This is a genomic window from Pseudomonas sp. 21LCFQ02 (assembly GCF_024129895.2).
Lineage (GTDB): Bacteria > Pseudomonadota > Gammaproteobacteria > Pseudomonadales > Pseudomonadaceae > Aquipseudomonas.
On record NZ_CM178749.1, the window covers coordinates 1,912,529 to 1,924,656 of the forward strand.

7 protein-coding genes are annotated in these 12,128 nt (G+C 63.2%); 6 read left to right on the forward strand and 1 reads right to left on the reverse strand.

The window, feature by feature from the left end; all coding sequences use genetic code 11:
- Window position 1 precedes the first annotated feature (1 nt).
- The 6 genes from waaC to NJC40_RS08825 are packed head-to-tail and all read left to right on the forward strand — an operon-like array spanning window position 2 to window position 5,944.
- Window positions 2–1,072: a lipopolysaccharide heptosyltransferase I gene (gene waaC / locus NJC40_RS08800; RefSeq protein WP_045486709.1), complete on the forward strand. Its 1,071-nt coding sequence runs from the start codon at window positions 2–4 to the stop codon at window positions 1,070–1,072.
- The gene (locus NJC40_RS08805; protein ID WP_253140303.1) at window positions 1,072–2,196 is read left to right on the forward strand and encodes a glycosyltransferase family 4 protein; all 1,125 of its coding nucleotides are present in this window, start codon (window positions 1,072–1,074) and stop codon (window positions 2,194–2,196) included. The genes waaC and NJC40_RS08805 overlap by 1 nt, the downstream gene beginning before the upstream one ends.
- On the forward strand, window positions 2,193–2,999 hold the full coding sequence (rfaP, locus tag NJC40_RS08810) for a lipopolysaccharide core heptose(I) kinase RfaP (protein ID WP_253140304.1): 807 nt from the start codon (window positions 2,193–2,195) through the stop codon (window positions 2,997–2,999). The genes NJC40_RS08805 and rfaP overlap by 4 nt, the downstream gene beginning before the upstream one ends.
- Window positions 2,999–3,733, forward strand: coding sequence for a lipopolysaccharide kinase InaA family protein (locus NJC40_RS08815; protein WP_045486717.1), 735 nt, complete (start codon window positions 2,999–3,001; stop codon window positions 3,731–3,733). The genes rfaP and NJC40_RS08815 overlap by 1 nt, the downstream gene beginning before the upstream one ends.
- Window positions 3,730–4,488, forward strand: coding sequence for a lipopolysaccharide kinase InaA family protein (locus tag NJC40_RS08820; RefSeq protein WP_253140305.1), 759 nt, complete (start codon window positions 3,730–3,732; stop codon window positions 4,486–4,488). The genes NJC40_RS08815 and NJC40_RS08820 overlap by 4 nt, the downstream gene beginning before the upstream one ends.
- A gap of 13 nt (window positions 4,489–4,501) precedes the next feature.
- Window positions 4,502–5,944, forward strand: coding sequence for a lipopolysaccharide kinase InaA family protein (locus NJC40_RS08825; protein WP_253140306.1), 1,443 nt, complete (start codon window positions 4,502–4,504; stop codon window positions 5,942–5,944).
- Between the two features lie 4 nt (window positions 5,945–5,948).
- Here the strand turns inward: NJC40_RS08825 and NJC40_RS08830 are convergent, their stop codons facing one another.
- Window positions 5,949–12,035: a membrane-targeted effector domain-containing toxin gene (locus tag NJC40_RS08830; protein WP_253140307.1), complete on the reverse strand. Its 6,087-nt coding sequence runs from the start codon at window positions 12,033–12,035 to the stop codon at window positions 5,949–5,951.
- Between the last annotated feature and the right edge of the window lie 93 nt (window positions 12,036–12,128).

Below are 12,128 nucleotides of genomic sequence, written 5' to 3' on the forward strand. Positions count from 1 at the left end.
CTTGCGGGTGTTGCTGATCAAGACCTCGTCGCTGGGCGACGTGATTCATGCGCTGCCGGCCTTGACCGATGCGGCCAGGGCGCTGCCGGGCGTGCGTTTCGACTGGGTGGTCGAAGAAGGCTTTGCCGAGATCCCGAGCTGGCACCCGGCGGTGGACACGGTGATTCCGGTGGCGATCCGGCGCTGGCGCAAGAACCTCTGGCAGACCTGGAAGAGCGGTGAGTGGGCGGCGTTCAAACGGCGCTTGCGCGACACCCGCTACGACGTGGTGATCGACGCCCAGGGGCTGTTCAAGAGCGCCTGGTTGACTCGCTACGTCAATGCGCCAGTGGCTGGCCTGGACCGTGAGTCGGCCCGCGAGCCGCTGGCCAGCCGTTTCTACGACCGCGACCGGCGTTACCCGGTGGCGCGCGGGCAGCATGCGGTGGAGCGCCTGCGTCAGTTGTTTGCCCAGGCGCTGGGTTACCCGTTGCCGTCAGGGCTGGGCGATTATGGCCTCAAGCGCCTGGAGTCACTGAGCGACAGCCTGGATGCGCCCTATGTGCTGTTCCTGCATGGCACCACCTGGGCGACCAAGCACTGGCCTGAGCTGTATTGGCGGCAACTGGCCGAACAGATGGCCGCCCGTGGCCTGCAGGTGCGGCTGCCGTGGGGCAACCCGGCCGAAAAGGCCCGCGCCGAGCGGATTGCCGAGGGGCTGGACAATGCCGCCGTATTGCCCAAATTGAACCTGGCCGGTGTGGCCCGGGTGCTGGCCGGCGCCGAGGCGTGCGTGGCGGTCGATACCGGCATCGGCCACCTGGCTGCCGCGTTGGATGTGCCGACCGTATCGCTGTTCGGGCCGACCAATCCGGGCCTGACCGGCGCCTACGGCAAGTCGCAGGTGCATCTGGCCAGCGACTGGCCGGCCTGTGCGCCGTGCCTGCAAAAGAAATGTACCTATACACCGAGCCCCGACGAGCAGTTGCGGTTCGACCTCAAACGCGAGTGGCCGCTGTGCTTCACTCGCCTGAATCCCGAGCGGGTAGCGAGCCAGTTGGGCGCGCTGTTGCTGGCAAAGGAACCTGGCTGATGCAACTGGCTTTCGTACTCTACAAATATTTTCCGTTTGGTGGCCTGCAGCGCGACTTCATGCGTATTGCCCTGGAGTGTCAGCAGCGCGGTCACCGGATTCGGGTCTACACCCTGATCTGGGAAGGTGAGATTCCGCCCGGTTTTGAAGTGCTGGTGGCGCCGGTCAAAGCGCTGTTCAATCATCGGCGTAACGAAAAGCTCAGTGCCTGGATGGAAGCTGACCTGGCCAAACGTCCGGTGGACCGGCTGATCGGCTTCAACAAGATGCCGGGGCTGGACGTGTATTACGCCGCCGATGGCTGCTTCGAAGACAAGGCTCAGACGTTGCGTCACTCGCTGTACCGCAAGTGGGGCCGCTACCGGCACTTTGCCGAGTACGAGCGGGCGGTGTTCGCCCCCCAGGCCAAGACTCAGGTGCTGATGATTTCCGAGGTCCAGCAACCGCTGTTCATCAAGCATTACAACACTCCGCTGGCGCGCTTTCATCTGCTGCCACCGGGTATTTCCCAGGACCGCCGGGCGCCGGCGGATGCGCCGCAGGTGCGTGCGGATTTCCGTAAGGAGTTCGGTCTGGGCGACCACGACCGGCTGCTGGTGCAGATCGGGTCGGGGTTCAAGACCAAGGGCGTGGACCGCAGTCTCAAGGCGCTGGCCGCGTTGCCCGCCGAGTTGCGCAAGCGCACCCGGCTGTTCGTCATCGGTCAGGACGACCCCAAGGTCTTCCAGTTGCAGAGCAAGGCGCTGGGGCTGAGCGAGCAGGTGAGCTTCCTGAAAGGCCGCAGCGACATCCCGCGCTTTCTGCTCGGTGCCGACCTGCTGATCCACCCGGCATATAACGAAAACACCGGGACGGTGCTGCTCGAAGCGCTGGTCGCCGGCTTGCCGGTGTTGGTCAGCGCGGTATGCGGTTACGCCCACTACATCGCTGAGGCCGACTGTGGTCTGGTTCTCGATGAGCCATTCGAACAGGCGCAGTTCAACCGCCATCTGGTAAACATGCTCGAAGACGACGCTGCACGGGCGCAGTGGGGACGCAATGGCCTGGCCTTTGCCGACACGGCAGACCTGTACAGCATGCCGCAGCACGCGGCGGATGTGATTCTGGCGGAGCATGATCAATGAAGTTGTTCCTCGCAGAGCCGTTCAAGAGCCTGTGGGCCGGGCGTGATGCCTTTGCCGAGGTCGAGCGGTTGCAAGGTCAGGTGTATCGCGAGCTTGAAGGGCGCAGTACGCTGCGCACCGAGGTCGCAGGACGGGGTTATTTCGTCAAGATCCACCGCGGTATCGGCTGGGGCGAAGTGGCCAAGAACCTGTTCAGTGCCAAACTGCCGGTGCTCGGCGCCGGCCAGGAGTTCAAGGCGGTCGCACGCCTGCACGAAGCCGGCGTACCAACCATGACCGCTGTGGCCTATGGCGAGCGCGGCAGCAACCCGGCGGCCCAGCACTCGTTCATCATCACCGAAGAGCTGGCGCCGACCGTCAGCCTCGAAGATTTCAGCCTCGATTGGCGTACCACGCCGCCCGAGCCGCGTCTCAAGCGAGCCCTGATTGCCGAAGTGGCGCGACTGGTCGGCACCATGCACCGGGCTGGGGTCAACCACCGTGATTGCTATATTTGCCACTTCCTGCTGCATACCGACAAGCCGGTGAGCGCCGATGACTTCAAGTTGTCGGTGATCGACCTGCACCGGGCCCAGACCCGCCGGGCGATTACCCCGCGCTGGCGCAACAAGGACCTGGCCGCGCTGTATTTCTCGGCACTGGACATCGGCCTGACCAAGCACGACAAACTGCGCTTTCTCAAAGGCTATTTCCGCCAGCCACTGCGCCAGATCCTCAGCCATGAGGCGGTGCTGTTGGGCAAGCTTGAGAAAAAAGCCGACAAGCTCTATGCACGCAAGCAGCGTTACGGAGATGCACTCTGATGGCGGGCTGGACACTGGCGCCTGAGTACGCGGCGCTGCAGGAGGATTTCGGCTCGCTGGAAGCGGTGTTTGCCTTGCAAGGCGAGCAACTGACCCGTGACCCACTCTCAGAGGTGATCCGCGTCGAGCGTGCTGGCGTGCAGTATTACGTCAAGCGCTACTCCGGCGCCGGCAAAGGCCTGCGCCGCTATCTGGGCCGGCCAAGGGTCAAGTCCGAGTGGCAAAACCTCAAGCGTTTCGCCAAGTGGGGCATTCCCACCGCCGATGTGGTGGCCTGGGGGCTGGAGCGTAATGGCATGGCCTATGATCGCGGCGCACTGATTACCCGCGAATTGCCCAACACCGAAGACCTGTGGGTGATGGCCCAACGCAAGGACCCACGGCTGAGCGATCCGGCCTGGGTCGAGCGGATCAGTCAGCAGTTGGCGCGTTACACGCGCATCCTGCATGACCAGCACTTCACCCATAACGATCTGAAATGGCGCAATCTGCTGGTCGATGATCAGGATCGGCTGTTCCTGATCGACTGTCCCAATGGTGCGTTCTGGTGGGGGTTTCTGCTGCGCTACCGGATCATCAAGGATCTGGCATGCCTGGACAAGGTCGGCAAGTACCAGCTCTCGGCCACCCAGCGGTTGCGCTTTTACCTGCAATACCGGCAGCGCTCGCACCTGAATGCCTCCGACAAGAAGCGCATCCGGCATATCGTCAGTTTTTTCGAGGGCCGCGAATGACTCTGTTCATTGCCAGTGCCGAACAGGCACTGCTGGCCCGCCACGGCCTGGTCGATTTCCAGTCGTTGTGGAATCTGGACCTGGAGGCGGTCGACGAACCCAACACCGGCCGGGGCGGCTGGAGCAGCGTCTATCGCCTGGACCTCGAAGGCCAGGGCTTCTACCTCAAGCGCCAGAGCAATTACCTGACCCACACTCTGCATCACCCGTTTGGCGAGCCGTCGTTTTCGCGGGAGTTTCGCAACATCAGCCGCTATCAGAAGCTGGGGATCCCGGCTTTGCAGGCGGTGTTCTATGGTGAACAGAAGGTCAACGGTGAGCGCCGGGCGATTCTGATGACCCGGGCGCTGGATGGCTGGAGCGACCTGGATGCCTTGTTGCAGCGCTGGGGCGAAATCCCGGACAACGCACGGCGCGCGATTCTGCACGCCTGTGGACAACTGGCCCGCACCCTGCACGGCGCCCGCCAGATCCACGGCTGCTTTTACCCCAAGCACATTTTTGTGCAGGCTCAGGGTGAAGGGTACGCTGCACAGTTGATCGACCTGGAAAAGACCCGGCCATCGATCTTTGGCCAGCGTGACCTGACCAAAGACCTCGAACCGCTATTTCGTCGTGCACCGATGTGGTCAGAAGCCGACCGGCGTCAATTGCTCGCGGCCTATTTGCAGGCCGCCACCGACAGCCCGCCGGTTGATGCCTGGCTGCAACGGCTGGGCCGACGCGGCCAGCACAAGCAACGTCGCGACCATTGATAGAGAACTGTTGATGCGCCTTACCGAACTCACTCACGCGGGACGTGCCCCGCAGTTGCCCCTGAACCTGACCCTGGCGGACGCTGCCGGGCCCGCCGAGTTGCAACTGCTGAGTCTGTTGCGAGTCTTGCCGGGCCAGCGTTATGTCGGTGCCGGGGTATGGCGGGGGCGGCCGGTGCTGGCCAAACTGCTGGTCGGCAGCAAGGCCGCCCGGCATTTTCAGCGTGAACTGGACGGCGTGCGCGCCTTGGCCGCGCAAGGCGTGACCACCCCGCTGTTGCTGGCGGACGGGCTGCAGGAAGGTGAGGGTGGCTGGCTGCTGTTCGAGTTTCTGGAGCAAGCGCCGAGCCTGGGCGATGCCTGGCAGCAGGTAGAGCACCTGCCGGCATTGGCCGACGAGCAGCAAGTGGTACTGGCCGAGGCACTGGGCGCGATTGCCGGGCTGCACCTCAAGGGCCTTTGGCAGGACGATCTGCATCTGGACAACCTGCTGCGTCACAACGGCCAGCTGTACTGGATCGACGGTGCCGGCATCAAGGCCGAACAGGCCGGCCAGCCTTTGTCGCGGCAAAAGGTGCTGGAAAATCTCGGGGTGTTCTTTGCCCAGTTGCCCAAGCGTTTCGAACCCTTTACGGAAGAGTTACTGGTGTACTACCTGCTTGCCAATGGTGAGCATGCCCTGCCACTGGAAGCCTTGCAGAAGCAGATCGACCAGGTTCGCCAATGGCGGCTCAAGGACTTTCTGGCCAAGACCTGTCGTGACTGCAGCCTGTTCAGCGTTGAAGACTCGGCCTCGGGCTTCCAGGCGATTCGCCGCGAAGAGGTTCAAGCCATACAGCCGCTGCTCGATCGCGCCGATGAACTGCTGCAAGCCGGGCATATGTACAAGACCGGTGGCGCCGCCAGTGTGGCGCGGGTTGACGTGGCGGGCCGTGCGCTGGTGATCAAACGCTACAACATCAAGAACTTCAGCCACTGGCTCAAGCGCTTCTGGCGCCCGAGCCGCGCCTGGCACTCCTGGCGCGAAGGCCACCGCCTGGCATTTCTCGGCATTGCCACGCCCAGACCGCTCGCGGTGCGCGAGCAACGCGTGCTGGGCCTGCGCAGCAAGGCTTACCTGATTACCGAGTTTCTTGAGGGGCCGGACCTCATCGAAAAATGGGCGCCCTATGTGGCCACCGCCGCCGTGCCTGAAAATGAGTTACAGGCCCTGGACCGCCTGATCGCGCAACTGCTGCGCGAGCGCATCAGCCACGGCGATCTCAAGGGCCATAACCTGTTCTGGCACCAGGGGCAGTGGGCCTTGATCGACCTGGACGCGGTCTGCCAGCACCGCTCATTCAGCAGCTTTGCCGCAGCCTACGCCCGCGACCGGGCGCGGTTGTTGCGCAACTGGCCAGCAGGCAGTGCGCTGCACCAGATGCTGGCGCAGCGCCTGCCGACAACCCCGCAGTGATGCCTCAGCTCACCTGACGCATATTCATCCTGCGCAGGGCCAGCAGCAGTGCCGCGAAGTCATCGAACGGCCGCAGGTGGGTGCCGCCCCAGCTTTCACGGTCTACGTACAGCTTGCCCTGGGCGTTGCGCTGCACCGCGGTGCGCTCGATGCGGTTGGCCCGTGAGCGGTGGACAATGACCGGCTGCGGGCCGCTGATGTCTTCGATCAGAAATAGCCCGGGGCTGAACAGCCGGACCTCGATCGGTGCGGGCTGGCTGATCTCGGCGAGGGTTCTGGGCATCGCGTTACGGCTGGGCAGGCCCAGGGCGTAATCGTTGCGCACAAAGGTTTTGCGCCCGCCATGCTCGGTTGTGACCAGCTGACCGGGGTCGCTGGCTGGTCCGAAAGTCTCGCCTGGCGGCATGTCAAACACCCGCAGGCTGATGCTCGGCTCCAGTTCCGCCAGCCCCGGCACGTTGTCGAAGCTGCTGGCATGGCTGTCGCCGACCAGCGCCAGCCACTTGTGCGGGCCCATGACGTCCTGATGGCGGCGAATCGTGCGCATGGCGAAGTAATTGAACATCTGCTCACGAGTCGTTGCGCCGAGTGCCTGCATATTGTGCAGGTAATAGCTGGTCACGCAGTCCAGCGCACGCACTTCAATACCGTGCTCTCTGGCCTTGAGCACCAGTTGCTCGAAGTTGTAAAGGCCGGCAGGGTCTGTGAGGTACTGCTTGTCGAGGTGTTTGAGGTAGTGCAGCAGCCGTTTGCTCATCAGGCCTTTCTCGACAAACAGGTCCAGATCCAGCTGATGCATGTCGAGCTGCAGGTGCTCAAGGTACAGGGTCTTGACCTGGCGCTCGACCAGATTGGGCAGGTTGTCAATGATGAACTGCTTGCTGCCAATCGAGGACGCCGAGCCGGTTACCACCACGCCCTGGTTCTGGGCATAGAGACGGTCAAGCAGCTCGCCAGGCGAGTCTAGTGCCGTGACCTGGGGTAGCTCCGGGCGTGCCGGTAACGGGTGGTCAAGCAGCGCCTGGCGGGCATCGCGTTGCAACTGAGCGCGTTTTTTGAAGAACAGCGATCTGGCCGTTGTCAGGTTCTCGTCGGGCAGGCTGTAGTAAATGTTCAGGCCTCGGTGTTCGAAGAACGCCAGTTGATGGACTGTCTCCAGATGCTGCTCGGGTATTTGATACAAAGGATCGGCCAGCGAGCGTTGTAGCGCGGTCGGCTCGATGGCTGTTGGCCAGTCCAGGGCTTGCACCTGCTGCCACTGCCTGGCCGCGTCCAGCTGGAAGCCTTGCTCACCTGGATTGACTACACGGCGTGAGGCACGGGTCGAGGTTTGCGAACTGCTGGCGAGCGGCGGTTGCAGTAATTCGGACAGCGACCAGTCCAGGCTGCTGGGTTCAGGCAGCAGGGTATCGCTGCTTGAAGTCGAAGGTGACGACGAGAGCGGCGGCCGACGTCTGGCGTTGGGCATCTCAAGCAGAAAATCGCTGTTGCTCAGGCTTTCGCCGGTTTGCGGGGCGCTGTCGCGAGTGATGCGCGTTGGCTGGCCGCGCGGTACATCCCGGACCCTGATGCTGATCGCACCGTGCAGCTCGCTGATACCCGGCACCTGCCAGTAGGTATTGGCCCGCTTCTCGTCAAGCAAGACCACCCAGCGGCGAGTTGGCGCAAGGGTCTTGTCGGCATCAATCAGGCGTGAGGCGAAGAACAGCGACATCTTTTGCAGCGCTGCCGGGTCTCGTGAATGTACCGGGGCGGTACTGGCGGCGAAGTTATAGCTGACGGTCGAGCTCAAGGGCCTGACCTCAATGCCATGCTGGTGGGCAATCTTGATCAGGTGGTAGTAGTCGTATTTATCGCCGGTGGCATTGAGCAATTTTCCCTGATTGACGGTATTGAAGTGGTACTTGAGCTCAAAGGAGCCGGCTTTGGTCTTGTTACCCAGCTTCAGGTACTTCTGCAGCTTGCTGCGATGCATGTCGGTGAACAGGTGTTCGATATAAATGATTTCGACATTCTGTTCGGCCAGGCGCGGCATGTTTTCGATCAGCAGGCGTTTACTGGCCACCGTTTGCAGGGTCTCGTTGATGACCAGACCCTGGCTGTGCTCGAACACCGCCTTGAGTAGCCCGTCAGCGGTGATATCGTCAGCCAGCGCAGGCAGTGTGGGCTGCGCCGCGGGGGTTATGTTTTCAAAAAACTCTGCCGCATCCTTGCGCAGCGTCTCGCGCAGCACGGCGTAGGTTTCGCGTCCTTCCTTGAACAGCGGTGCAAAGAAGTCGGCCGGCAATGGCAGGCCAACATCGTCAGGCGCCACCCAGGCCCGATCGGCGATGGCGATACCATGTTTCTTCCACTTGGCAGGCAGCTCGTAGGCGCTGGTGACATCGACGGGTGTCGCTGCGCTGGCCGGCTGGCTGTCGAGGACCTGAAAGCGGGGTTTGCCGCCGCCACGCAGTTGCAGGCGGTCAAGCACTTGCCACTGGCCGTGGTCGTTGAGCCGGACCGGCTGTTTACCAAAAAAGGCCCAGGGGTTGCCGGGATCGATGATTTGCCACATGTGCAGGCGGGCGTCGTACTGGACCTCATACACCCGGCCATCGAGCGCGATGTAGTGCTTGCCGTCAATTCGTGTGACCCCTTTGGCGTGGCCGGATGCAAACGGGGTTGTGCCTTGCAGTGACTGATTGACGGCGTAGGCGGGGTTGCTGGCGGGGGTCTGGCTGACCTTTGCCAGCGGGGTTTCGCTCGACAGGGGGCGCAGCAGGCTGGCGACCTCTTGTTCGCTGAAATGTCCGCTGGCCAGGAGCTTTTGCGGGTCATGGCCTGGGGCACGGCGCAGTGGTGCATGCAACAGCGGGGCCGGTGCGCTTTTCAGGGCGGCGATCGCCGGATTACCCGGGCCCCGGTTGGCGAACTGGCGCAGCAGTGCGCCAAAGCCCTTGAGGCCGACACTGGCGTCACCCAGTGCACCGAACGTATTGAACCAGGCGCCCAGTACATGCCAGCTGGCCGCGGCCTGATCACCCTCGCTGAGGGCCTGCAGGGCCAGCACGCTGTCACGCAGTGCCAATACCGCGCCTACCGCAAAGCTGGCCGGCGGGAACGGCAGGGTAAGGGTCACGGCGACCAGTTCGATGCCGTTGAGCACGATCTTGGCAATCATGTCGCCGCGTCCACTGGTGGTCTCTTCGACATCGCGCAGCTTGCGCAGTAGCACACGGTCGAAGCAGATTTCATGCAGGTCGTCGTGGGGCTTGTCCGGCAGCGCCGGCGGCAGGCTGTCGCTGCGCTGCTTGAGGTCGATGAAATAGAACGCCAGGGTGCGATTGATCGCCAGCCGGCAGCGGTCCTTGTAGTAATCGCTCATGCCGGTGTGGTGCAGGGTCGGGATGAACCGTGCCAGGGTCCGGAACTCCAGGCCGTCCGGGGCTCCTGGTGTGTACAGCAGCGCCTGGGTCGGGCTGCTCAGACCTTCCTGGCAGAGGATGTAGCAACCCTGCACCGTTTCCAGACGGGAGATGGGAATGCCTGTGGGTAGCAGTTGGTTGGCGGTATTCAGCACGTCGCCCAGGGCCGGGACACCTGAGGCGATGAACGGATTGTCCAGCCTCAGTTGCAGTGGATAGACCGGGTAGCGCTGGCGGCTTGGCGCGTCGCTGTGCGCCATCATGGCGATTGACTGCTGGAGCCAGGCGTACTGTGCGGCGCTGATCTGCTGCTTGAGCAGGGCGAGCAAAGCGGCGTGTTGCATGTGCAAGCGGGTCATGAGCAGGCTGAGCCGGCGCCGGTAGGCATAGCCTTCGTTCTGCGGGTTGAGGAGGGTGGTCTTGACCAGCGCAATCCAGGCATCGCTGGGCCAGGCACCGCGTACCGAGCCTGCAACCTTTTCCGGGGTCAGCGGCGTCAGGTCGATGCCGTCCGGGCCACTGAACGTCGCCTGGGTGTCGGCGCCGGCATTGAAAAAGCCCAGGCTGTCGTCATAGCCGTCGCGCAGCATCTGCCGGTAACTGAGGGTTTCCCGTGGCGAGGTGATGATCACCTGGTCCGGGTCCACGCTGCCATCGGCCAGCCCCAGCAGGGCGTTGATCTTGCGGCTGGCCAGTTGCCAGACGAACTGCTCGTAGTCGGGGGTCTGGGTGTGGGGGTGCTGCCGATAGGCGCGGCCGAGCGCTTCGATGGCATCTTCCAGGCCTTGCAGCTCGCGGCGGTGCTCGACGCTGGCGCTCAGGTACCAGCCTGGGGTGTGCTGTTGTTGGTTGTCGATCCTGACCCGCACATGGGCGGTGGCCATGGCATACAGCGCATCGTCGATGCTGACAGGCTCGACAAAACCCAGCAGGTCGGGCGCAGGCTGGGCCTTCTGGCTGAGCTCGAGCAATTGCTCTTCCAACTGCGGGCGCTGGGCGCCACGAGTCTGTTCGAGCAGGTACTGACGTAACTGCGGCGAGGCGCTCCAACTGACCAGTTCGTGCAGCAACTGGCGTTCGTTGTCGAAGCCCTGCAAGGCCTGGTGCCCTGCGATGCCGCGCGCGAACAGCAGCAAACGCTCGCCATCGCCATCTGCCCGAGGCAAGCGAAACACAAGCATCTCGCTCATCAGCTGGCCGCCGAGCTGCAGTTGCTGAGCCCGTACGTTGACGGGGCCGGGTTTGCCTTGCAGTCGATCGGCCAGCTCTGCGTCGCTGGCCTGGATATGGCCCTGATACTGGGCGCTCAGGGCCTGGGCAATGATCTGGCAGCGGATGACCTCGCCCATCATGTACACGACCTGGGCATTGCCATAGGTATGCCGCTGCGCTTCGCCAAAGCGTGCGCGCAAGTCCAGTTGCTCGACCGCTTCGGCCAGCCATTGGCTGGTCAGCAGCGGATAGGCTGCCGCCAGTGATTGGCCTTCAAGGGTCAGGCTCGTGCCGCTGTGCAAGTCCGAGTCGGCCAGCAGGTCGTTGCTGTGCAGGCCGCGCAAGGCAAACTCGCTCAACGGGCGGCTGACTTCATAGGGTTCGCCGCCCAGCGGGCTGAGGCGGCGGTTGGTGACCAGTACCTGGTCCGGATCCAGATCGTAGCCCAGCTCGTTTTGCAGCCGGGTTGCCATGCGGCTGCGGGCAAACTCCCGGGCACTGGAACAACCCTGCATCAGGCTGAGCAGCAGCAGACGTGCCTGCTCGTAGTCGATCAAACTGTCGAGGTAAGCCTGGCGCTCCCGGGGGCTGGCATGGCGTAGCCATTCGGGCTCTGCGCTGGCCTGTTCGCGCAACTGTTGCCCGGCTTCGCGCAGGCGCAGCATGGCGGTCGGGCCGATGAGGCCATGCAGGCTGAGCGCGCTCTGGATCCCCAGGTGCCAGGCCGCCGGGTCACTTTGGCGCCACTCATCCTGGGCGCAGACATAAGCGACATCGCGGCGCTGTTTGGTTATCTGCTGTTTGATCGCGTGGAGAAAGGGGTCGCTGGCCAGTGGGGCGAAAATCAGCTGTGCCGCCGTGTAGGGTTCGTCCTCCAGGTCCGTATCAGCCTGCATGAACTGGAGCAGGTCCTGATGCTCTTGGGTCGTGTTGCGCAGCAACAGGCTGCGCAGTGCCCTGTCGTTGAGCCACTGCAGCAGTTGGGTGCGCAATGCGTCCAGCGTGTCGAAGCCTTCTGCACCGTAGCCGGGCAAGTGCAGCACGCAAGGTCCTTGTTCGCGGCTGAACAGCAGGGCGCCATACACCGGTTGGCCGGGTTGGTCTTCCTGGCCGAGGTACAGGGCATGCACGACCAGGCTGTCATCAACGTGGTCGGGATTGGCCGAGGGCAGGCAGAGCTGGTAGTCACGGTCCAGCTCGCCATCGAGGACCTTGAGCAGCAGTTCGTCGCGCAGGCTTTGCTGCAATAGCTGGGCAAACGACTGGTAGCGCAGGCTGCCGGTGATGTCGTTGGCGTTCCAGTAGTGCTTGAGCGCTTGCTCCAGGTGACTGGCGATGGCCTGATTGCTGCGTTGTTCGTCGACCTGCAAGGCTGGCAGGTCCTGCAGATGTGTATCGAGCCGTGCGGCCTGCTCGATCAGCCGAGCCTCCAGGCTCTGCGGGGTGATAGGGGGGATGCTTGGTAGCGTCATGACGCGCGGGTTCCTTTATCGAGCGCGTGCGGACCTGTGACCCGCACGCAGCCGGGCACCATGCCCGGCAAGTCGTCAGGTCAATCAATCCCA